Annotated in this window: 19 protein-coding genes; 17 read left to right on the top strand and 2 right to left on the bottom strand. The window is 59.4% G+C overall.

The features are described from left to right. Positions 1-42: 42 nt before the first annotated feature. Entirely contained in the window at positions 43-2,745 is a 2,703-nt protein-coding gene (locus tag ACW9IB_RS16695) for a [protein-PII] uridylyltransferase (RefSeq protein ID WP_457414525.1), read from the bottom strand. A 62-nt stretch (positions 2,746-2,807) separates the two neighbouring features. After that, a complete protein-coding gene (gene map / locus ACW9IB_RS16690) occupies positions 2,808-3,590 on the bottom strand; it encodes a type I methionyl aminopeptidase (protein WP_012722594.1) in 783 nt (260 codons plus the stop codon). Between the two features lie 388 nt (positions 3,591-3,978). Here map and rpsB point away from each other — a divergent pair, with 388 nt between their 5' ends. From rpsB to ACW9IB_RS16605, 17 genes are all read left to right on the top strand, one after another. Further along, the gene (rpsB, locus tag ACW9IB_RS16685; protein ID WP_457364950.1) at positions 3,979-4,713 is read left to right on the top strand and encodes a 30S ribosomal protein S2; all 735 of its coding nucleotides are present in this window, start codon (positions 3,979-3,981) and stop codon (positions 4,711-4,713) included. A 201-nt stretch (positions 4,714-4,914) separates the two neighbouring features. After that, on the top strand, positions 4,915-5,778 hold the full coding sequence (gene tsf / locus ACW9IB_RS16680) for a translation elongation factor Ts (RefSeq protein WP_457364949.1): 864 nt from the start codon (positions 4,915-4,917) through the stop codon (positions 5,776-5,778). Positions 5,779-5,990: 212 nt separating this feature from the next. Beyond that, entirely contained in the window at positions 5,991-6,734 is a 744-nt protein-coding gene (gene pyrH / locus ACW9IB_RS16675) for a UMP kinase (protein WP_457364948.1), read from the top strand. Then, on the top strand, positions 6,731-7,288 hold the full coding sequence (gene frr, locus ACW9IB_RS16670) for a ribosome recycling factor (protein WP_457364947.1): 558 nt from the start codon (positions 6,731-6,733) through the stop codon (positions 7,286-7,288). Before pyrH ends, frr begins: the two co-directional genes overlap by 4 nt. 17 nt (positions 7,289-7,305) lie before the next feature. After that, positions 7,306-8,061 (top strand): polyprenyl diphosphate synthase, encoded by a 756-nt coding sequence (uppS, locus tag ACW9IB_RS16665; protein ID WP_457364946.1) that lies wholly within the window; start codon positions 7,306-7,308, stop codon positions 8,059-8,061. Then, entirely contained in the window at positions 8,061-8,870 is an 810-nt protein-coding gene (locus ACW9IB_RS16660; protein WP_457414524.1) for a phosphatidate cytidylyltransferase, read from the top strand. Before uppS ends, ACW9IB_RS16660 begins: the two co-directional genes overlap by 1 nt. Beyond that, positions 8,867-10,057 (top strand): 1-deoxy-D-xylulose-5-phosphate reductoisomerase, encoded by a 1,191-nt coding sequence (ispC, locus tag ACW9IB_RS16655; protein ID WP_457414522.1) that lies wholly within the window; start codon positions 8,867-8,869, stop codon positions 10,055-10,057. Before ACW9IB_RS16660 ends, ispC begins: the two co-directional genes overlap by 4 nt. Positions 10,058-10,110: 53 nt before the next feature. Then, positions 10,111-11,463, top strand: coding sequence for a sigma E protease regulator RseP (rseP, locus tag ACW9IB_RS16650; RefSeq protein ID WP_457364943.1), 1,353 nt, complete (start codon positions 10,111-10,113; stop codon positions 11,461-11,463). A gap of 74 nt (positions 11,464-11,537) precedes the next feature. After that, a complete protein-coding gene (gene bamA / locus ACW9IB_RS16645; protein ID WP_457364942.1) occupies positions 11,538-13,925 on the top strand; it encodes an outer membrane protein assembly factor BamA in 2,388 nt (795 codons plus the stop codon). 45 nt (positions 13,926-13,970) lie between these two features. Then, the gene (locus ACW9IB_RS16640) at positions 13,971-14,474 is read left to right on the top strand and encodes an OmpH family outer membrane protein (protein ID WP_003172279.1); all 504 of its coding nucleotides are present in this window, start codon (positions 13,971-13,973) and stop codon (positions 14,472-14,474) included. A 3-nt stretch (positions 14,475-14,477) separates the two neighbouring features. After that, positions 14,478-15,533, top strand: coding sequence for a UDP-3-O-(3-hydroxymyristoyl)glucosamine N-acyltransferase (gene lpxD / locus ACW9IB_RS16635; protein WP_457414521.1), 1,056 nt, complete (start codon positions 14,478-14,480; stop codon positions 15,531-15,533). A gap of 111 nt (positions 15,534-15,644) precedes the next feature. Beyond that, positions 15,645-16,085: a 3-hydroxyacyl-ACP dehydratase FabZ gene (gene fabZ, locus ACW9IB_RS16630; RefSeq protein WP_003172281.1), complete on the top strand. Its 441-nt coding sequence runs from the start codon at positions 15,645-15,647 to the stop codon at positions 16,083-16,085. After that, on the top strand, positions 16,082-16,858 hold the full coding sequence (gene lpxA / locus ACW9IB_RS16625; RefSeq protein ID WP_457364940.1) for an acyl-ACP--UDP-N-acetylglucosamine O-acyltransferase: 777 nt from the start codon (positions 16,082-16,084) through the stop codon (positions 16,856-16,858). The genes fabZ and lpxA overlap by 4 nt, the downstream gene beginning before the upstream one ends. Positions 16,859-16,860: 2 nt before the next feature. Next, positions 16,861-17,997, top strand: a complete 1,137-nt coding sequence (gene lpxB / locus ACW9IB_RS16620; RefSeq protein WP_457414519.1) for a lipid-A-disaccharide synthase — start codon at positions 16,861-16,863, stop codon at positions 17,995-17,997. Then, positions 17,994-18,626 (top strand): ribonuclease HII, encoded by a 633-nt coding sequence (rnhB, locus tag ACW9IB_RS16615; protein WP_457364938.1) that lies wholly within the window; start codon positions 17,994-17,996, stop codon positions 18,624-18,626. Before lpxB ends, rnhB begins: the two co-directional genes overlap by 4 nt. A 76-nt stretch (positions 18,627-18,702) precedes the next feature. Next, positions 18,703-22,224, top strand: a complete 3,522-nt coding sequence (gene dnaE, locus ACW9IB_RS16610) for a DNA polymerase III subunit alpha (RefSeq protein WP_457414517.1) — start codon at positions 18,703-18,705, stop codon at positions 22,222-22,224. A gap of 128 nt (positions 22,225-22,352) precedes the next feature. Next, positions 22,353-23,300, top strand: coding sequence for an acetyl-CoA carboxylase carboxyltransferase subunit alpha (locus ACW9IB_RS16605; RefSeq protein ID WP_457364936.1), 948 nt, complete (start codon positions 22,353-22,355; stop codon positions 23,298-23,300). Positions 23,301-23,376: the final 76 nt, after the last annotated feature.

The following is a 23,376-nucleotide window of genomic DNA, read 5'->3' as shown; positions in this document are numbered from 1 at the left end:
CAAGCCAGCTCCCACAAGGGTTGTGTTTACACAGTTAAATAATCAAATGGTCAGGCGCATAGGCTCGGCGCCGGGCTCCTGAGTCACACTCAATTGCTGCACGATGGCTTCCTGCAAGCGCAGGCACAGCTCCGGGTCGGACAGCGGCTGGTTGTCGGCGTCCGTGATGAAGAACACGTCTTCCACGCGTTCGCCGAGGGTCGCAATCTTGGCGTTCTGCAACGACAGGTCGAACTCCAGGAAAATCCCGCCGATGCGTGCCAGCAGCCCTGGGCGGTCCGGTGCGCTGAGTTCCAGCACGGTGACCGGGCGCTGGGCGTCGTTGGAAATGGTCACCTGGGGCGCAAACGCAAAATGCTTGAGCTGGCGCGGTACCCGGCGCTGGATGATGGTCGGGTAGTCGTCAGGGTTGCGCAGGGCCTCGGTAAGGCCTTCGCGGATCTTGTTCACCCGCACCGGGTTATCACCGATCGAGTCGCCATCGGTGTCGAGCACAATGTAGGTGTCGAGGGTGAACTGGCTGCTGGAGGTGATGACCCGTGCGTCATGGATGTTCAGGTTGAGCTGGTCCATGGCCGCCACGGTCACGGCGAAGAAGTCATGTTGGTCGGGGGCGTAGATGAAGATCTGCGTGCCGCCTTCGAATTCGCGCTGGGTGGTTTCCTTGATCAGCACCAGCGGGCCGCCATCGGCTGGCTGCTGCAGGATCGCATCCGTGTGCCAGGCCACATCACCGGCGGTGTGACGCAGGAAATAATCGTCGCCCAGTTGCGACCACAGCTGTTCGACGTCGTCCGGATCGTTGCCGCCGCGTACCAGGATATCCAGCGCCGCGTTTTGGGTGCGACGGATCTGCTCTTCGCGGTCCACCGGGTTTTCCAGGCCACGGCGCAAGGCGCGCTTGGTCTCGGTGTAGAGTTGGCGCAGCAGGCTGGCGCGCCAGGAGTTCCACAGCGTGGGGTTGGTGGCGTTGATGTCGGACACGGTCAGCACATAGAGGTAGTCCAGGCGGATTTCATCGCCGACGATCTGTGCGAAGTCGTGGATCACCTGCGGGTCCGACAAGTCCTTGCGTTGGGCAGTGGTGGACATCACCAGGTGGTTCTGCACCAGCCAGACGATCAGGCGACTGTCCCACTGCGGGAGCTGATGGCGCTGGCAGAAGGCCTCTGCATCCACGGCACCGATGTCCGAATGGTCGCCGTGGCGGCCTTTGCCGATGTCATGGTACAGGCCGGCCATATACACCAGCTCGGGCTTGGGCAGCTTGGCCATCAGCTTGCTGGCCAGCGGGAATTTTTCTGACACCTGGGTGTACTGCAGCTTCCGCAGGTGCTTGATCAGGTTCAGGGTGTGGGCGTCCACGGTATAGATGTGGAACAGGTCGTGCTGCATCTGCCCGACGATAAAACCGAACTCCGGCAGGTAGCGCCCGAGAATGCCGTAGCGATTCATACGGCGCAGGTTGCGGTGGATGCCGATCTTGCACTTGAACAGCTCGACGAACAGGCTGGTGTTGCGGATGTCGTTGCGGAAGTCGTCGTCGATCAGGTGACGGTTCTCGCGCAGCAGGCGGATGGTGTCGGCGCGCACTCCCTTGATTTCCGGCTGCTGGGCCATCAACACGAAGATTTCCAGCATGGCGAACGGGGTGCGGCGGAACACGTTGTCGTTGCGCGCCTCGATATAGCCGTCGTGGAGTTGGAAACGCGCGTTGATCGGTTGTGGCGGTGCTTCGTCTTCCGGTGCCAGGATCACTTCTTCGAAGTGCTGGATGATCAGGTCGCTGAGCTGGGCAATGCTCATGACCACCCGGTAGTACTGCTGCATGAAGCTTTCGATGCTGGTCTTGGCGTCTTCGCCGGTAAAACCCAGCAAGCTGGCAATCGAGCGCTGGTGATCGAACAACAGGCGGTCTTCAGAGCGTCCGGCCAGCATGTGCAAGGCGTAGCGCACTTTCCACAGAAACTCCTGGGACGACGCCAGCAGGGCATTTTCGCTTTCCACCAGGAAGCCTTCGCCGGCCAGTGCCCGCAGGTTCAGCGTGCCGTACTGGCGACGGGCGACCCACAGGATGGTCTGGATGTCCCGCAGCCCGCCGGGCGAGCCTTTGACGTTGGGTTCCAGGTTGTATTCGGTGTCGTTGTACTTGTGGTGCCGAGTCTTCTGCTCGGCACGCTTGGCCAGGAAGAAATCCTTGCTCGGCCACATGTGTTCGGTGCTGGTGACTTCGAGCATGCGCTGACGCAGGTGCTCGGGGCCGGCAATAGTGCGGCTCTCCATCAGGTTGGTGATGACGGTGAGGTCGGCGCGGGCCTCTTCGGCGCACTCCTCCACGGATCGTACGCTCTGGCCAACTTCCAGGCCTATGTCCCACAGCAATGTCAGAAAGCGCTCGATGGAGTCACGAAAGATCTCGTGGTCGGCGCTGTCCAGCAGGATCAGCAGATCGATGTCGGAGTAGGGGTGCAATTCGCCACGACCATAGCCGCCGACGGCCACCAGGGCGATATCGGCATCTTCGCTCCAACTGAACTGTTCCCAAGCCTTTTGCAGGATGTTATCGACGAACCAGGCGCGGTCCTCGATCAGCCGGCGAATCTCCCGGCCCTGGCGAAAGCGCTCGTCGAGTACTTCGCGGGCCTGGCGGATGGCTTTCTTGAAGGCGGCGATAGGGCTCGCCTTCAGGGCCAGCTCGGCCTGGAACTGGCCACGGTCGAAGAGTTCCGGATCCACTTGCGGCATCGATCGGTTTTCCTTTCTATCTATAGGTCATTCACAGGGTTACGGGAAAACCGAAGCAAGCATCACGCCGAAACGCGTGGAATCGTGTCGTCAGCGCGCAAGGTGAAGATCTCGTAGCCGGTTTCGGTGACCAGCAGCGTGTGTTCCCACTGAGCCGAGAGCTTGCGGTCCTTGGTGATGGCGGTCCAGCCGTCGCCCAGTACCTTGGTGTCGGCCTTGCCCTGGTTGATCATCGGCTCGATGGTGAAGGTCATGCCCGCTTTCAGCTCCATGCCGGTGCCGGCACGACCGTAGTGCAGGATTTGCGGTTCTTCGTGGAACACGGTGCCGATGCCGTGACCGCAGAACTCACGGACTACCGAGAAACCGTTCTTTTCTGCATGCTTCTGGATCACTTCGCCGATGTCCCCAAGGCGGCAGCCGGGCTTGACGATTTCGATGGCCTTGTACATGCATTCCTGGGTCACCTGGGACAGGCGCTCGGCCCAGACCGGTACGGTGCCGACGTGGAACATGCGGCTGGTATCGCCGAAGTAGCGGTCCTTGATTACGGTGACGTCGATGTTCAGGGTGTCGCCGTCCTTCAGGGGCTTGTCACCGGGAATCCCGTGGCAGACCACGTGGTTGACCGAGGTGCAGATCGACTTGGGGAAACCTTTGTAGTTCAGCGGGGCAGGAATGGCGCCCTGTACGTTGACGATGTAGTCGTGGCAGATCTGGTTCAGGGTCTCGGTGGTGACGCCGGGCTTGACGTGTTCGGCGATCATTTCCAGCACGTCGGCAGCCAGTTTGCCGGCGATGCGCATGCCGGCAATGTCTTCGGCGGTTTTCAAACTTACGGTCATACAGGCTCTCTCTAGCGCGACGCGCTGAAATCAATACGGTTTACGGGCGTGCGACAAAAGGTTACAGAATTCGCAAAAGCCACAAAAAACGCGATTCTAGCAGACGACGGCGGCAAATCATGAGCGTCTGATCATCGCTTCTCTCTATAAGCTTAGGGCGTGTTGGCTCTATTCAAGGGGTTGCACTGACTGCGTTCATGCGCGATGTGATTGCGGGTTTCGTTTTTACACTTGCTGTGGTATAAAATGCGCCGCTTTCCGGGGATGCCTCCGGGAAGCTTAAATCCACACACGTGTCGACACGATGACCTGGGTGCCGGAGGCTTTTAAGTCGCTGGTTGGTCATTGGGATACGTGGAGGCCAAACCCGACTTATTAAGGAACTATCATGTCCCAAGTCAACATGCGCGATATGCTGAAGGCCGGTGTGCACTTCGGTCACCAGACCCGTTACTGGAACCCGAAAATGGGCAAGTACATTTTCGGCGCGCGCAACAAGATCCACATCATCAACCTTGAAAAAACCCTGCCAATGTTCAACGAGGCACTGACCTTCGTAGAGCGTCTGGCCCAGGGCAAAAACAAGATTCTGTTCGTCGGCACCAAGCGTTCCGCTGGCAAGATCGTTGCTGAAGAAGCAGCACGTTGCGGTTCGCCGTACGTCGATCACCGCTGGTTGGGCGGCATGCTGACCAACTTCAAGACCATCCGTGCTTCCATCAAGCGTCTGCGTGACCTTGAAGTGCAAGCCGAAGACGGTACTTTCGCCAAGCTGACCAAGAAAGAGGCGCTGATGCGCACTCGCGATCTGGAAAAGCTGGACCGTTCGCTGGGCGGTATCAAGGACATGGGCGGTCTGCCAGACGCACTGTTCGTGATCGACGTTGACCACGAGCGCATCGCAATCACCGAAGCCAACAAGCTGGGCATCCCGGTCATCGGCGTAGTCGATACCAACAGCAGCCCGGAAGGCGTTGACTACATCATCCCAGGCAACGATGACGCCATTCGCGCCATCCAGCTGTACATGGGTTCGATGGCTGACGCTGTTATCCGTGGTCGCAACAATGTTGGCGGCGGCACCGAAGTCTTCGCTGAAGAAGCTCAGGCTGCAGCTGAGTAATTGACGCCCTGGCGTTGACTCAGTAAGCGAAAAGGGGGCTTTGCCCCCTTTTTGCCACCTCGAAAACCATTTGTCATTGCGCGCCGGTTACACGCCGCTCTCCGTGTTGTAACAGGCAGCCGCTACAAGGTATTTCGGGAAGAATTGAACGCCCGTTTGCTCGGGTGGAATGGTTGAAAACCTATCCAAGAGGATTTTGAAATGGCAGAGATTACTGCAGCGTTGGTTAAAGAACTGCGTGAGCGTACCGGCGAAGGCATGATGGATTGCAAAAAGGCTTTGACCAAAGCCGGCGGCGACATCGAAAAAGCCATCGACGATATGCGTGCTTCCGGCGCCATCAAGGCTGCCAAGAAAGCCGGTAACGTGGCTGCTGAAGGCGCTATCGCCGTCAAGGCTGACGCCAAGTCCGCCGTGATCCTGGAAGTGAACTCGCAGACCGACTTCCTGGCCCTGCAAGACGACTTCAAAAACTTCGTTAACGAAAGCGTTGAACAGGCTTTCGCTGACAAGCTGACCGACGCTGCTCCGCTGATCGCTTCCCGTGAAGCTGCTCGTGAAGCGCTGGTTGCCAAAGTGGGCGAGAACGTCAACATCCGTCGTCTGACCCGTATCGAAGGTGACGTAGTTGGTGCTTACCTGCACGGCAACAAGATCGGCGTAGTTGTGGCTCTGAAAGGCGGCGACGTCGAGCTGGCCAAAGACATCGCGATGCACGTTGCGGCAAGCAACCCAGAGTTCCTGCTGCCGTCGGAAGTTTCGGCTGAAGCGATCGAACGCGAAAAAGCTGTATTCCTGCAGCTGAACGAAGAAAAAATCAAAGGCAAGCCTGAGAACATCGTCGCCAACATGGTTGACGGTCGTATCAAGAAGTTCCTGGCTGAAGCGAGCCTGGTCGAGCAGGCGTTCGTCAAGAACCCTGAAATCAAGGTTGGCGAACTGGCCAAGAAAGCCGGTGCTGAAATCGTTTCCTTCACTTACTACAAAGTAGGCGAAGGCATCGAGAAGCCGGTCGACAACTTCGCTGAAGAAGTTGCTGCCCAGCTGGCTGCTGCCAAGCAGTAAGACAGGTTTAAACTGTCGCCCAAAAGAGGCTGCCCGCTCACGCGCGCAGCCTCTTTTCAAATGGGGTAACCGGTTTTATTCGGAAACCCTGCGGAACTGGCTTACAAAGCCATGTTCCAGATGGCGCTGGTACAGTGTCCAGCTAGAGTGAACGCAGGCCGTAAAACGGTTTGCCAAGAATTTTTGATTAAACGCCGCAGGAGAGATTCGCAATGGCTCAGCAGGGCAGTGGCTATCAGGCTCGCTATAAACGCATTCTACTCAAGCTTAGCGGCGAGGCCCTGATGGGCTCGGAAGAGTTCGGGATCGATCCCAAGGTGCTCGACCGCATGGCGCTGGAAGTCGGCCAACTGGTAGGGATCGGCGTACAAGTCGGCCTGGTGATCGGTGGCGGTAACCTGTTCCGTGGTGCAGCGCTCAGCGCCGCCGGCATGGACCGTGTAACCGGTGACCACATGGGCATGCTCGCAACCGTGATGAACGGTCTGGCCATGCGCGATGCGCTGGAGCGTGCGAATATCTCCGCCATCGTGATGTCGGCCATTTCCATGGTGGGCGTGACCGATCACTATGATCGTCGCAAAGCCATGCGTCACCTGAACTCCAAAGACGTAGTAATCTTTGCCGCCGGTACCGGCAACCCGTTCTTCACCACCGACTCGGCAGCCTGCCTGCGTGCCATCGAAATCGATGCGGACGTGGTGCTCAAGGCCACCAAGGTCGACGGTGTCTACACTGCCGATCCATTCAAGGACCCGCATGCCGAGAAGTTCGATCATCTGACCTACGATGAAGTACTGGATCGCAAGCTGGGTGTGATGGACCTGACGGCAATCTGCCTGTGCCGCGACCACAAGATGCCGCTGCGCGTATTTAACATGAACAAGCCCGGCGCCCTGCTGAATATCGTACACGGCGGCGCTGAAGGGACTCTGATCGAGGAAGGCGAAGAATGATCAACGAAATCAAGAAAGACGCTCAGGCGCGCATGCAGAAATCCCTGGAGTCTCTAAACCACGCATTCGGCCAGATTCGTACCGGCAAGGCGCACCCGAGCATTCTGGGGAGTGTGATGGTGCCTTACTACGGTTCCGATACCCCGCTGAAAAACGTGGCCAACGTCACCGTAAAAGACTCCCAGACCCTTCAGGTCGTGCCGTTCGAGCGCAACATGCTGGGCGCCATCGATAAAGCCATCGGCAGCGCGGGTCTGAACCTCAATCCGACCAACCTGGGCGAGTTGCTGTTGATCAACATGCCGCCGCTGACTGAGGAAACCCGCAAGGGCTTCACCAAGCAGGCCCGTGCCGCTGCTGAAGATGCGCGTGTTGCCGTGCGCAACATTCGTCGTGATGCGTTGGGTGATCTGAAGAAGCTGTCCAAGGACAAGGAAATCAGTGAAGACGAAGAGCGCCGTGCAGGTGCCGAGATCGACAAGCTTATCAAGGATGTCGAGGCCCAGATCACCAAAGCCACTGAAGATAAGGAAAAGGACCTGATGGCCGTATAAGGGGTCAGGACGCCTTCATGGAAAAGACCAAGCAGACTGTACCCTCTGTGGTGCCGCGCCATGTCGCGATCATCATGGATGGGAATAATCGCTGGGCGAAAAAACGCTTTATGCCGGGTGTTGCCGGGCATAAAGCGGGTGTCGATGCGGTGCGGGCGGTGATCGAAGTGTGCGCCGAGGCCAAGGTCGAAGTGTTGACCTTGTTCGCGTTCTCCAGTGAAAACTGGCAGCGGCCGGCTGACGAGGTCAGTGCCTTGATGGACCTGTTTTTCAAGGCGCTGCGCCGTGAGGCCAAGCGCTTGAACGATAACAACATCAGCCTGCGCATCATCGGTGATCGCTCGCGCTTCCACCCGGAACTGCAGGCCGCGATGCGTGAAGCCGAGGCGATCACGGCCGGCAGCAACCGTTTTGTGCTGCAGATCGCGGCCAATTACGGCGGCCAGTGGGATATCGCCCAGGCCGCGCAGCGTCTGGCCCGCGAAGTGCAGGCCGGTCATCTGCGGCCGGACGACATTACGCCCGAACTGTTGCAGACCTGTCTGGTAACCGGTGACCTGCCGTTGCCGGACTTGTGCATCCGTACCGGCGGCGAACACCGCATCAGCAATTTCCTGTTGTGGCAGTTGGCCTATACCGAGCTGTACTTCTCCGACCTGTTCTGGCCGGACTTCAAACACGATGCCATGCGCACTGCGCTGGCCGATTTCGCTTCTCGCCAGCGTCGCTTCGGTAAAACGAGCGAGCAGGTCGAAGCTGGAGCCCGGGTTTAATGCTGAAACAACGAATCATCACTGCCCTGATCCTTCTGCCGATTGCCCTGTGCGGGTTTTTCCTGCTCGACGGTTCCAGCTTTGCGCTGTTCATCGGTCTGGTCGTGACCCTGGGGGCCTGGGAGTGGGCCCGCCTGGCGGGCTTCAGCGCACAGTTGCCGCGAGTGGTGTATGCCGCTGTCGTGGCCTTCCTGCTGTTTCTGATGCATACCTTGTCGAGCATCATCGTACCTTGGGTGCTGGGAGCGGCAGTGCTGTGGTGGGCGCTGGCGACCTTCCTGGTGCTGACTTATCCGCGCACGAGCAACCAATGGTCCAGTGTGGCCAGCAAATTGGTGATTGGTTTGTTGATTCTGCTGCCGGCCTGGCAAGGGTTGGTGGAGATCAAGAACGCACCGATGGGCAACTGGTTGATCATGGCGGTGATGGTGCTGGTCTGGGGGGCCGATATCGGCGCGTACTTCTCCGGCCGTGCCTTTGGCAAACGCAAGCTGGCGCCGGCGGTGAGCCCGGGCAAGAGTTGGGAGGGTGTCTACGGCGGCTTGGCGTTGACTCTGGTCATCACGTTGGTGGTCGGCTTCGTGCGTGGCTGGCCGGTGCATGAAATGCTGCTGGCACTGCTGGGGACGGCGGTCGTCGTGTTCGTTTCCGTGGTGGGCGACCTGACTGAAAGCATGTTCAAGCGCCAGGCGGGGATCAAGGACAGCAGTAATCTGCTGCCCGGTCACGGTGGCGTGTTGGACCGCATCGACAGCCTCACTGCCGCCATTCCGATCTTCGCCGTACTGCTGTGGATGACTGCTCCATGAGCCGCTTGCAACAAGTCACCGTATTGGGGGCTACGGGTTCTGTCGGCTTGAGCGCCCTGGATGTGATTGCCCGTCATCCCGAGCGCTACCAGGTGTTTGCGCTCACCGGCTTCACGCGTCTGAGCGAGCTGTTGGCCCTGTGCGTGCGCCACGCGCCGCGTTTCGCTGTCGTGCCTGAAGCGACTACTGCGCAAGGCTTGCAGAATGATCTACGGGCAGCCGGCCTTGCGACGCAGGTGTTGGTGGGCGAGGAGGGGCTGTGCCAGGTCTCGGCCGATGCCGAGGTCGACACCGTGGTGGCGGCCATTGTCGGCGCCGCCGGGCTGCGTCCGACCCTGGCCGCGGTCGATGCCGGCAAGAAGATCCTGCTGGCCAACAAAGAAGCGCTGGTCATGTCCGGCGCGCTGTTTATGCAGGCCGTGCGCAAGAGCGGTGCGGTATTGCTGCCGCTCGACAGCGAACACAATGCGATCTTCCAGTGCATGCCGGGCGATTTTGCGCGCGGATTGAGCCAGGTGGGTGTGCGCCGGATTCTGCTCACGGCTTCGGGCGGCCCGTTCCGGAAAACCCCGTTGGTCGAGCTTGAACATGTGTCGCCGGACCAGGCGTGTGCGCACCCCAACTGGTCCATGGGGCGCAAGATTTCCGTGGACTCGGCGAGCATGATGAACAAGGGGTTGGAGCTGATCGAGGCCTGTTGGCTGTTCGATGCGCGCCCTGACCAGGTCGAAGTGGTGATCCACCCACAAAGTGTGATTCATTCCCTGGTCGACTATGTAGATGGCTCCGTACTGGCGCAATTGGGCAATCCCGACATGCGCACACCCATTGCCAACGCCCTGGCGTGGCCGGAGCGTATCGATTCCGGTGTGGCGCCCCTGGATCTGTTTGCCGTTGCGCGCCTGGATTTCGAGGCGCCGGACGAACAGCGCTTCCCTTGTCTGCGCCTGGCGCGTGAGGCGGCGGAGGCTGGCAACAGTGCGCCGGCGATGCTCAACGCGGCCAATGAGGTGGCGGTGGCGGCGTTTCTCGAACGGCGCATCCGCTTTCCGCAGATCGCGAGTATCATCGAGGACGTGCTGGGTCGGGAGCCGGTCGTGGCTGTCAATGAACTGGGCGCGGTGTTCGAGGCGGATGCCAAGGCTCGGACGCTCGCCGAACAATGGCTGAACCGCAACGCGCGTTAGCCTGTGGGTGCATCAGCGCTCTCAGGCACTGGATTGAAATGCGGAGAAATTAGATGAGTGCGCTCTACATGATTGTCGGCACCCTGGTTGCTCTGGGTGTGCTGGTTACCTTCCACGAATTCGGCCACTTCTGGGTGGCACGTCGTTGCGGCGTCAAGGTACTGCGCTTTTCCGTCGGTTTCGGCATGCCGTTGCTGCGTTGGCATGATCGCCAGGGCACCGAATTCGTGATCGCTGCGATTCCGCTGGGTGGCTACGTCAAGATGCTTGATGAGCGCGAAGGCGAAGTGCCTGCGGATCAGTTGGACCAGTCCTTCAATCGCAAGACCGTTCGTCAGCGTATCGCCATTGTTGCTGCTGGCCCGATCGCCAACTTCCTGTTGGCGCTGGTGTTCTTCTGGGTGCTGGCGATGCTGGGCAGCCAGCAGGTACGTCCGGTCATCGGCGCCGTCGAAGCGGATAGCATTGCGGCCAGGGCGGGCTTGGCGGCCGGGCAGGAAATTGTTTCCATTGATGGCGAGCCGACCACAGGATGGGGCGCAGTCAATCTGCAGCTGGTCCGTCGCCTGGGTGAGAGCGGCAGCGTCAATGTGGTGGTTCGTGAGCAGGACTCGACCGCTGAAAGCCCGCGGGAGCTGGCACTGAATCAATGGCTGAAAGGCGCTGACGAGCCTGACCCGATCAAATCCCTGGGGATTCGTCCGTGGCGTCCGGCCTTGCCGCCGGTGCTGGCCGAACTCGACCCTAAAGGCCCGGCCCAGGCGGCAGGCCTGAAAACCGGTGATCGCCTGTTGGCCCTGGATGGCCAGGCGCTGGGAGACTGGCAGCAAGTGGTCGACCTGGTGCGTGTACGCCCTGATACCAAAATTGTGCTGAAAGTCGAGCGTGAGGGTGCTCAAATCGACGTCCCCGTGACCCTGTCGGTGCGTGGGGAAGCCAAGGCGGCCGGGGGGTATCTGGGCGCGGGGGTGAAAGGCGTCGAGTGGCCACCATCGATGGTGCGTGAGGTCAGTTTCGGGCCGTTGGCGGCGATTGGCGAAGGTGCGCGACGCACGTGGACCATGAGTGTGCTGACCCTCGAATCCCTCAAGAAAATGTTGTTCGGTGAGCTCTCGGTAAAAAACTTGAGTGGACCGATAACCATTGCTAAAGTGGCGGGCGCTTCTGCCCAGTCGGGTGTCGCGGATTTCCTGAATTTCCTGGCTTATCTGAGTATTAGCCTGGGGGTTCTGAATTTGTTGCCCATTCCTGTACTGGATGGGGGGCATCTGTTGTTTTATCTGGTCGAGTGGGCGCGTGGTCGTCCCTTGTCGGATCGGGTGCAGGGTTGGGGGATACAGATCGGTATCAGTTTGGTGGTCGGGGTGATGTTGTTAGCCTTGGTCAACGATCTGGGACGACTGTAACGCTTCGCTGAATTGCGAATCTGCCGCATTTTGCGGCAGTTTGTTTATTGCCAGTTGGAATAAGAAAGGACTTCATGAAACGTCTGCTGCTAACTGCGGTTCTCACCGTATTGATGATCGCCGAAGTTCACGCCGAGTCCTTCACCATCTCCGATATTCGCGTCAACGGCCTCCAGCGGGTTTCCGCGGGTAGCGTCTTTGGTGCATTACCGTTGAACGTCGGTGAACAGGCTGATGACCGCCGCCTGGTGGAATCCACTCGTGCGCTGTTCAAAACCGGTTTCTTTCAGGACATCCAACTGGGTCGTGAAGGCAACGTCCTGGTGATCACCGTCGTCGAGCGGCCTTCCGTCGCCAGTATCGAGATCGAAGGCAACAAGGCGATTTCGACTGAAGACTTGATGAAAGGTCTCAAACAGTCCGGCCTGGCCGAAGGTGAGATTTTCCAGCGCGCCACCCTTGAAGGTGTGCGTAATGAGCTGCAGCGCCAGTATGTCGCCCAGGGTCGCTATTCCGCGAGCGTGGAAACCGAAGTGGTCCCGCAGCCGCGTAACCGTGTTGGCCTGAAGGTCAAGATCAATGAAGGTACCGTGGCGGCCATCCAGCACATCAACGTGGTGGGCAACACCAAGTTCGCGGATGAAGACCTGATCGACCTGTTCGAACTCAAGACCACCAACTGGTTGTCGTTCTTCAAGAACGATGACAAATACGCCCGTGAAAAACTCTCCGGTGACCTGGAACGTCTGCGTTCCTATTACCTGGACCGTGGCTATATCAACATGGATATCGCTTCGACCCAGGTGTCCATCACCCCGGACAAGAAACACGTCTATATCACTGTCAACGTCAACGAAGGCGAGAAGTACAAGGTTCGTGACGTGAAACTCAGCGGCGACCTGAAGGTGCCTGAGGACCAGGTCAAGTCCCTGCTGCTGGTACAGAAGGACCAGGTGTTCTCGCGCAAGCTGATGACCACCACCTCCGAGCTGATCACGCGCCGCCTGGGTAACGACGGTTATACCTTTGCCAACGTCAATGGCGTGCCGACTCCGCACGACGAAGACCACACCGTGGACATCACCTTCGTCGTCGATCCGGGCAAGCGCGCCTACGTGAACCGTATCAACTTCCGTGGCAACACCAAGTCCGCCGACGAAGTGCTGCGCCGTGAAATGCGCCAGATGGAAGGTGGCTGGGCGTCGACTTACCTGATCGACCAGTCCAAGACCCGTCTGGAGCGCCTGGGCTTCTTCAAGGAAGTCAACGTCGAAACCCCGGCCGTGCCCGGCGTGGATGACCAGGTTGACGTGAACTACGCCGTTGAAGAGCAGGCGTCGGGTTCCATCACCGCCAGTGTCGGCTTCGCACAGAGTGCGGGTCTGATCCTCGGTGGTTCGATCACCCAGAACAACTTCCTCGGTACCGGTAACAAGGTTTCCATCGGCCTGACCCGAAGCGAGTACCAGAGCCGCTATAACTTCGGTTATGTCGACCCCTACTGGACTGCCGACGGCGTGAGCCTGGGCTACAACGCCTTCTATCGCACCACCGACTACAAAGACCTCGACGTTGACGTTGCAAGCTACGCAATCGACAGCCTCGGCGCCGGTGTGAACATCGGTTACCCGATCAGCGAAACCTCGCGTCTGACCTTCGGTCTGACCGCGCAGCAGGACGAGATCAAGACCGGTGTCTACACCGTGGACGAAATCTTCGACTTCACCCGCAAAGAGGGTGACAAGTTCCTGAACTTCAAGGCGTCTGCCGGCTGGTCCGAGTCGACCCTGAACAAAGGCGTGTTGGCTACCCGTGGTCATTCCCAGAGCCTGACGCTGGAAGCCACGACGCCTGGCAGCGACCTGTCGTTCTTCAAACTCGACTACCGTGGCCAGTTGTTCGCACCGTTGAGCGATAACTACACCATGCGCCTGCACACCGAATTGGGTTATGGCGATGGTTATGGTTCCACCAATGGTCTACCGTTCTACGAGAACTACTACGCGGGTGGTTTCAACTCCGTACGTGGTTTCAAGGACAGCACCCTGGGCCCTCGTGGTACGCCAAGCCGTGGTGTGGGTGTAACGGGTAACCGCGGTACTGTGGCCGACTCCGACAACGACCCGCTGCCGTTCGGTGGTAACGTGCTGATCCAGGGCGGTGCGGAAATCCTGTTCCCGCTGCCGTTCGTGAAGGATCAGCGTTCCCTGCGTACTTCGTTGTTCTGGGACGTGGGTAACGTGTTCGACTCCAAGTGCGAGCAGATCACCAACCCGAGTGGTGTACGGTCCAATACTCAGTGCAACGACGTGAGCTTCAGCAACATGGCGAGCTCCGTGGGTATCGGTGTTACATGGGTGACCGCGCTGGGTCCGTTGAGCTTTGCTCTGGCCATGCCGATCAAGAAACCGGATGACGCTGAAACCCAGATTTTCCAATTCTCCCTCGGCCAGACGTTCTAAGCGTCTGACCCAAGATAACGACAACGGATTTTGTAGGAGTACATCGTGCGTAAGTTGACTCAATTGGTTCTGCTGGCCACCGTGCTGGTAACCACCCCGGCCTTCGCCGAAATGAAGATCGCTGTCCTGAATTATCAGATGGCCTTGCTGGAGTCCGACGCGGCCAAGAAGTACGCCGTGGATGCCGAGAAGAAATTCGGCCCGCAACTGACCAAGCTCAAAACCCTGGAAAGCAGCGCCAAGGGCATCCAGGATCGCCTGGTAGCCGGTGGCGACAAAATGCAGCAAGGCGAGCGTGAGCGTCTGGAGCTTGAGTTCAAGCAAAAGGCCCGCGACTATCAGTTCCAGTCCAAGGAACTGAACGAAGCCAAAGCTGTTGCCGACCGCGAAATGCTGAAGCAGCTCAAGCCAAAACTGGACAGTGCAGTGGAAGAAGTCATCAAGAAAGGTGCCTTTGACCTGGTGTTCGAGCGTGGCGCCGTGATCGACGTCAAGCCTCAATACGACATCACCCGTCAGGTGATCGAGCGCATGAACCAGCTGAAGTAAGCCATGACTGCGACTATCAAGCTCGGCGAGTTGGCCGAGTTCCTGGGGGCTGACTTGCGCGGCTCCCCGGAGAAGGAAATCACTGGGCTAGCCACCTTGCAGGAGGCTGGCCCAGCTCAGTTGAGCTTCCTCGCAAACCCTCAATACCGTAAATACCTGGTCGACAGCCAAGCCGCAGCCATACTGCTGAAGGCCGCTGACGCCGAAGGGTTTGCCGGGGATGCGCTGGTGGTGGCCGATCCGTATCTGGCGTACGCCCGGGTGTCCCATCTGTTCGACCCGAAACCCAAGGCGGCTGGCGGTATTCATCCTTCGGCGGTGATCGCCGAGGATGCCCAGGTTGACCCAGCAGCCAGCATTGGTGCTTATGCGGTGATCGAAAGCGGCGCACGCATTGCGGCCGGTGTCACGATTGGCGCCCATTGCTTCATCGGTGCGCGTTGTGAAATCGGTGCCGATGGTTGGCTCGCCCCTCGTGTAACCCTGTACCACGATGTGCGTATCGGGCAGCGGGTGGTCATTCAGTCGGGCGCAGTGATCGGTGGTGAAGGTTTCGGCTTTGCCAATTCGAAGGGCATCTGGAACAAGATTGCCCAGGTCGGAGGCGTACTGATCGGCGACGACGTGGAAATCGGCGTGAACACAGCCGTTGATCGGGGGGCCCTGGCCGATACCGTGATCGGCAACGGTGTGAAACTCGACAACCAGATCCAGATCGCGCACAACGTGCAGATCGGTGATCACACTGCCATGGCCGCGTGCGTGGGCATTTCCGGCAGCACCAAAATCGGCAAGCACTGCATGCTCGCCGGTGGTGTAGGGCTGGTGGGGCACATCGATATCTGCGACAACGTATTCATCACCGGCATGACCATGGTGACCCACTCGATTACCGAGCCGGGGGCCTATTCTTCCGGTACTGCCATGCAGCCCGCAGCTGAATGGCGCAAGAGCGCAGCACGTTTGAGGCAGATCGACGACATGGCTCGACGTCTCAAACAGCTGGAAAAGCGTGTTGGGGACGTGACCCCTGGCGATAATGCTTCATCAGAAGGCTGATACCATTTCCATATCAAGTGTGCACAGCCGCTAGACTGCCTCCTTGATTTGCTAGCGGGGCGTGCTCTCAGTTCGCCCGCCCCCAATTTTTATTACAGGCTTCCCCCCGAAATGATGGACATCAACGAGATTCGCGAATACCTGCCTCACCGTTACCCGTTCCTGCTGGTGGACCGTGTAGTGGACCTCAATGTCGAGGAAAAGCGCATTCGTGCCTACAAGAATGTCAGCATCAACGAACCGTTCTTCAATGGTCATTTCCCTGCGCATCCCATCATGCCGGGTGTTCTGATCATTGAAGCGATGGCCCAGGCTGCCGGTATCCTTGGTTTCAAAATGCTCGACCTCAAGCCTGCCGACGGCACGCTGTATTATTTCGTGGGCTCCGACAAGTTGCGCTTTCGCAACCCGGTCACCCCGGGTGACCAGTTGATCCTGGAAGCCAAGTTCATCAGCTGCAAGCGCCAGATCTGGAAGTTCGAGTGCCAGGCCTCGGTGGATGGCAAGCCGGTGTGCTCCGCAGAAATCATCTGCGCGGAACGCAAACTATGAGTTTGATTGACCCTCGCGCAATCATCGATCCGTCGGCCGTACTGGCCGCCGACGTTGAGGTCGGCCCTTGGTCGATCATCGGCGCAGGTGTGGAAATCGGCGAGGGGACTGTCATCGGGCCACACGTGATCCTCAAAGGTCCGACCCGCATTGGCAAACACAATCGCATCTACCAGTTCTCCTCGGTAGGCGAAGACACCCCGGACATGAAGTACAAGGGTGAGGAAACACGCCTGGTCATCGGTGACCACAACATCATCCGTGAAGGCGTGACCATTCATCGTGGCACCGTTCAAGACCGCGCCGAGACCACGCTGGGTGATCACAACCTGGTCATGGCCTATGCGCATATCGGCCATGACAGTGTGATCGGCAACCACTGCATCCTGGTCAACAACACCGCGTTGGCGGGCCATGTGCATGTTGATGACTGGGCGATCCTGTCTGGTTTCACGCTGGTGCATCAGTACTGCCATATCGGCGCCCACAGCTTTTCCGGCATGGGGACCGCCATTGGCAAGGACGTTCCGGCGTTCGTCACGGTATTCGGCAACCCGGCCGAAGCGCGCAGCATGAACTTCGAAGGCATGCGCCGTCGCGGTTTCAGCGAAGAGGCGATCCACGCCTTGCGCCGTGCCTACAAAGTGGTTTATCGCCAGGGACTGACCGTCGACCAGGCATTGGCTGAATTGGCCGAGCCGTCAGTGCAGTTCCCGGAAGTCGCGGTGTTCCGTGACTCGATCCAGGCGTCGACCCGCGGCATCACCCGCTGATCATGGCCAATCTTCGTATCGCGTTGGTGGCTGGAGAGGCTTCCGGCGATATCCTGGGGGCGGGTCTCATGCGGGCCCTCAAGGCCCGTCATCCGGCGGTAGAGTTCATTGGCGTCGGTGGTCCGCTGATGCAAGCCGAAGGCCTCACTTCCTACTTCCCCATGGAGCGTTTGTCGGTCATGGGCCTGGTGGAAGTGCTGGGCCGCCTGCGTGAGCTGCTGGCCCGCCGCAAGCTGTTGATCCAGACACTCATTGAAGAAAAGCCCGATGTCTTCATTGGCATCGATGCGCCGGACTTCACCCTGAACATCGAGCTCAAGCTGCGTCAGGCCGGGATCAAGACCGTGCATTACGTCAGCCCGTCCGTGTGGGCGTGGCGGCAGAAGCGCGTGTTGAAGATTCGCGAAGGCTGCGACCTGATGCTGACCCTGCTGCCTTTCGAAGCCAGGTTCTACGAAGAAAAAGGCGTGCCGGTGCGATTTGTCGGGCATACCCTGGCCGATGCCATCCCATTGCAGGCTGACCGCGCGGCGGCACGGGCCGAACTCGGCCTGCCCGACGGTCCGCTCGTCGCATTGATGCCGGGCAGTCGAGGGGGTGAAGTCGGTCGCCTGGCGAGCGTGTTTTTTGATGCTGCCGAACGTCTGCAAGCCCTGAAGCCTGGCGTGCGGTTCGTACTGCCTTGTGCCAGCCCGCAACGCCGGGCCCAGATCGAGACGCTGTTGGAAGGCCGCAACCTGCCATTGACCCTGCTCGACGGCCAGTCGCATCTGGCGCTGGCAGCGTGCGATGCCGTACTGATCGCCTCGGGCACCGCCACCCTCGAAGCCTTGCTGTACAAGCGCCCGATGGTCGTGGCCTACCGACTGGCGCCGCTGACCTTCTGGATTCTCAAGCGCATGGTCAAGAGCCCCTATATTTCACTGCCCAACCTGCTGGCCCAGCGGTTGCTGGTGCCGGAGCTGTTGCAGGACGACGCGACGCCCGAGGCTCTGGCGCAGACCTTGCTGCCACTGATCGATGGCGGCGAAGAGCAGACCCGCGGTTTTGACGACATCCATCGCACCCTGCGTCGCGACGCGTCCAATCAGGCGGCGGATGCCGTACTGACTCTGATCGGCCAACAGGAGGCCCTATGACCACGCAAATGGGCCTGGATTTCAGTCTGGTAGCCGAGGCCCACGAGTTGGTCGCCGGCGTTGATGAGGTCGGACGCGGCCCGTTGTGCGGTGCCGTGGTCACCGCGGCGGTGATTCTCGACCCGAACCGCCCGATCCTGGGGCTTAACGACTCGAAAAAGCTCACTGAAGCACGCCGTGAAAAGCTTTTTGACGAAATCTGTGAAAAGGCCTTGAGCTGGCACATCGCTCGGGCCGAAGTCGAAGAAATCGACGAACTGAACATCCTTCACGCCACCATGCTGGCGATGCAGCGGGCAGTGGAAGGCCTGCACATCACGCCAAAAATGGCGATGATCGACGGCAACCGCTGCCCGAAGCTGGCGATGCCGGCGGAGGCGGTGGTGAAGGGCGACAGCAAGGTGCCGGCCATCGCGGCGGCGTCGATTCTGGCGAAGGTCAGCCGTGATCGCGAAATGGCGGCGTTCGAGCTGATCTATCCTGGGTACGGCATCGGTGGTCATAAAGGCTACCCGACGCCCGTTCATCTGGAAGCCCTGGCCCGTCTGGGCCCGACGCCGATCCACCGCCGCTCGTTCGCCCCGGTTCGCCAGGCTTACGAGGTGCGTGAGAGCCTCAGCGAGGTTTAGCCGCAAGGCTGATGTTTTTGCCAAGGCCCGGTACAATCCCGGGCCTTGTTGTTTCCACGTTCAAGACAGGATCACTATGCCGGCTTCATTCGTTCACCTGCGCCTGCACACTGAATACTCCCTGGTCGACGGCCTGGTGCGGATCAAGCCGCTGGTCAAAACCCTGGTGGGCATGAACATGCCTGCGGTCGCGGTTACCGATCAGAACAACATGTGTTCCCTGGTCAAGTTCTACAAGACCGCCATGGGCGGCGGCATCAAGCCGATCTGTGGTGCTGACTTGTGGCTGTCCAACAAAGACCCGGAAAACCCCCTGAGTCGCATCAGCCTGCTGGCGATGAATGCTGTGGGCTATCGCAACCTTACCGAGCTGATTTCCCGGGGCTTCATCGACGGTCAACGCAACGGTTCGATCATCATCGAGCGCGAGTGGGTGGCCGAGGCCAGCGAAGGTCTGATCATGCTGTCGGCGGCCAAAGAAGGCGAGATCGGCATCGCCTTGCTGGGGGGGAACCCGCAAGAGGCCGAGGTGCTGGCGCGGGAGTGGATGCAGGTCTTCCCTGATCGTTTTTACCTGGAGATTCAGCGCACCAATCGCCCGAACGACGAAGAACACCTGCACGCCGCCGTTGCCCTGGCCGACACGCTGGGCGCACCGCTGGTGGCGACCAACGATGTGCGCTTCATCAAGAAAGAAGACTTCGAGGCCCACGAAACCCGCGTCTGCATCGGCGAAGGCCGGGCCCTGGATGACCCGCGCCGTTCGAAAAACTACAGCGAAGAGCAATACCTCAAAAGCGCCGAAGAAATGGCCGAGTTGTTCAGCGACTTGCCCGAGGCCCTGGAAAACTCCGTCGAAATTGCCAAGCGTTGCAATATCGAAGTGAAGCTGGGCAAGCACTTCCTGCCCAACTTCCCGATTCCCGATGGCATGACCATCGACGAGTATTTCCGCAAGGTGTCCTTCGATGGCCTGGACGAGCGCCTTGAGGTGTTGCTGCCCAAGGACACCACCGAGGACTATGACGCCAAGCGCCAGGTGTATATCGACCGGTTGAATTTCGAGCTGGATATCATCATCCAGATGGGCTTTCCCGGCTACTTCCTGATCGTGATGGACTTCATCCAGTGGGCCAAGAATAACGGCGTGCCGGTAGGCCCGGGCCGGGGGTCGGGTGCCGGCTCGCTGGTGGCCTATGTACAGAAGATCACCGACCTCGACCCGCTGGAATATGACCTGCTGTTCGAACGCTTCCTCAACCCGGAACGGGTATCGATGCCCGACTTCGACGTCGACTTCTGCATGGATGGTCGTGACCGGGTGATCGAGTACGTGGCCGAGAAATACGGTCGCAACGCGGTGAGCCAGATCATCACCTTTGGTTCCATGGCGGCCAAGGCGGTGATCCGTGACGTGGCGCGGGTGCAGGGCAAGTCCTATGGACTGGCCGACCGCCTGTCGAAGATGATTCCGTTCGAAGTCGGCATGACCCTGGAAAAAGCCTACGAGCAGGAAGAAATCCTGCGCGACTTCATCAAGGTCGATGAGGAGGCTGCTGAAATCTGGGACATGGCGCGCAAGCTCGAGGGCGTTGTGCGTAACGTGGGTAAACACGCTGGTGGCGTGGTGATCGCGCCGACCAAGCTCACCGACTTTTCGCCGATCTATTGCGATGAAGAAGGCGATGGTCTGGTCACCCAGTTCGACAAGGACGATGTGGAGGCTGCCGGTCTGGTGAAGTTCGACTTCCTGGGCCTGCGGACCCTGACCATCATCGACTGGGCACTCAAGACCATCAACCGCGACCGTGCCAAGGCCAATGAAGCGCCGCTGGACATCGCGTTCATTCCGCTGGACGACAAACCGACCTATTCGCTGCTGCAAAAAGCTGAAACCACGGCGGTGTTCCAGCTTGAATCCCGGGGCATGAAAGAGCTGATCAAAAAGCTCAAGCCCGACTGCCTGGAAGACTTGATCGCACTGGTGGCTCTGTTCCGTCCGGGCCCTTTGCAATCGGGCATGGTGGATGACTTCATCAACCGCAAGCACGGACGTGCGGAGCTTGCGTACCCGCATCCGGACTATCAGTACGACGGTCTGCAGCCGGTACTGGCGCCGACCTACGGCATCATTCTGTATCAGGAACAGGTGATGCAGATTGCCCAGGTCATGGCGGGTTATACCCTCGGTGGTGCGGACATGCTGCGCCGGGCCATGGGTAAAAAGAAACCCGAGGAGATGGCCAAGCAACGTGGTGGTTTCATCGAGGGCTGCGCGAGCAACAATATCGACGCGGACCTGGCGGGTAACATCTTCGACCTGGTGGAAAAGTTCGCCGGTTATGGCTTCAACAAATCTCACTCCGCCGCCTACGGCCTGGTGTCTTACCAGACGGCGTGGTTGAAAGCGCACTACCCGGCGCCGTTCATGGCGGCGGTGCTGTCGGCGGATATGCACAACACCGACAAGGTCGTGACCTTGATCGAAGAAGTGCGCACCATGAAGCTGCGTCTCGATGCGCCGGACGTGAACGCCTCCGAGTTCAAGTTCACGGTTAACGAAGAGGGCCGCATCATTTATGGCCTGGGCGCGATCAAGGGCGTTGGCGAGGGGCCGGTGGAAGCCATCACCGAGGCGCGCCAGGATGGGCCGTTCAAGGACCTTTTCGACTTCTGCGCGCGGGTTGACCTGAAACGCATCAACAAACGAACCCTCGACGGCTTGATCCGCAGCGGCGCACTTGACCGTCTCGGTCCGTATTTTCATGATGAGCCGAAAGCTTACCAGGCCAATATCGACCGCAACCGTGCCGTGTTGCTTGCGGCCATGGAAGAAGCGATCAAGGCTGCCGAGCAGACCGCCCGCACCCACGACAGCGGGCACGCCGACCTGTTTGGCGGGTTGTTCGTCGAAGAAGATGCGGATGTGTACGGTAACCACCGCAAGGCCAAGGAACTGACCCTCAAGGAGCGCCTCAAGGGCGAAAAAGACACCTTGGGCCTGTACCTCACCGGTCACCCGATTGACGAATACGAAGGCGAGATTCGCCGTTTCGCCCGTCAGCGCATCATCGACTTGAAACCGGCACGGGATACCCAGACCGTCGCCGGCATGATCATCGCCCTGCGGGTCATGAAAAATAAAAAGGGCGACAAGATGGGCTTTATCACCCTCGATGACCGCTCCGGCCGTATCGAAGCGTCGTTGTTTGCCGACGCCTTCCATTCCGCCCAGTCGTTGTTGCAGACTGATGCCATGGTGGTGGTGGAAGGGGAGGTCAGTAACGATGATTTCTCCGGGGGCCTGCGCCTGCGCATCAAGCGGGTGATGAGCATGGAAGATGCACGCACCAACCTGGCCGAAAGCCTGCGCCTGAAGGTCAAGACCGAAGCGCTCAAGGGCGATCAGCTACGCTGGCTGGGCGACCTGCTCAAGCGCCACCGTGGCGCATGCCCGGTGACCATGGAGTACACCGGCAACGACGCCAAGGTCATGTTGCAGTTTGGCGAGACCTGGCGAATTGATCCCGCCGATGGCTTGATTCAAGCTTTGCGTGACCAGTTCGGGCGAGACAACGTCTTCCTCCAATACCGTTGACGGTCAGAGATGTCTGACCTCGACTGAATATTTAATCTCGACCTAACCGCGCCTCTCCCTTAAGGTAGGGCGCGAATAGACCACCGGCTGGCCAGGCATACCTGGCCGTCGACCCAAGACGGACGCTTATGAACCCGAATTTTCTTGATTTCGAACAGCCGATCGCTGACCTGCAAGCCAAGATCGAAGAGCTGCGCCTGGTCGGCAATGACAATTCGCTGAACATCGGCGATGAGATCGCCCGCCTGCAAGACAAGAGCAGCACGCTCACCGAAGACATCTTCGGCAAGCTGACCAGCTGGCAGATCGCGCGCCTGGCCCGCCACCCGCGCCGTCCGTACACCCTGGATTACATTCAGCATATCTTCACCGAGTTCGACGAGTTGCACGGCGACCGCCATTTCTCCGACGACGCCGCCATTGTGGGCGGTATCGCCCGCCTGGACGACCAGCCGGTGATGGTGATCGGTCACCAGAAAGGCCGTGAAGTGCGCGAGAAAGTACGTCGCAACTTCGGCATGCCGCGTCCGGAAGGCTACCGCAAGGCCTGCCGCCTGATGGAAATGGCCGAGCGCTTCAAGATGCCGATCCTGACGTTCATCGACACGCCGGGCGCTTATCCGGGGATCGACGCCGAGGAACGCAACCAGAGTGAAGCGATCGCCTGGAACCTGCGCGTCATGGCACGCCTGAAAACCCCAATCATCGCCACCGTGATTGGTGAAGGTGGTTCCGGCGGTGCATTGGCTATCGGTGTCTGCGACCAACTGAACATGCTGCAATATTCGACCTACGCGGTGATTTCGCCGGAAGGTTGCGCCTCGATCCTGTGGAAAACCGCAGAAAAGGCTCCGGATGCCGCTGAAGCCATGGGCATTACCGCCGAGCGCCTCAAGGGCCTGGGCATCGTCGACAAAGTGATCGCCGAGCCTCTGGGCGGCGCCCACCGTGATCCGGCAGCCGCTGCCGCGACCATCCGTGCCGAACTGGGTTCGCAACTGGCGATGCTCAAGAAGCTGGATAACGAAGCGCTGCTGGCCCGTCGTTATGAGCGCCTTATGAGCTACGGTCTCTAAGACCTGCGCAATACCCCAATGTGGGAGCTGGCTTGCCTGCGATAGCATCACCTCGGTGCAACTGCGAAACCGAGAC

The sequence above is a fragment of the Pseudomonas sp. SDO524_S393 genome (assembly GCF_054071875.1).
This window is presented reverse-complemented; position numbering and strand designations above follow the sequence as displayed.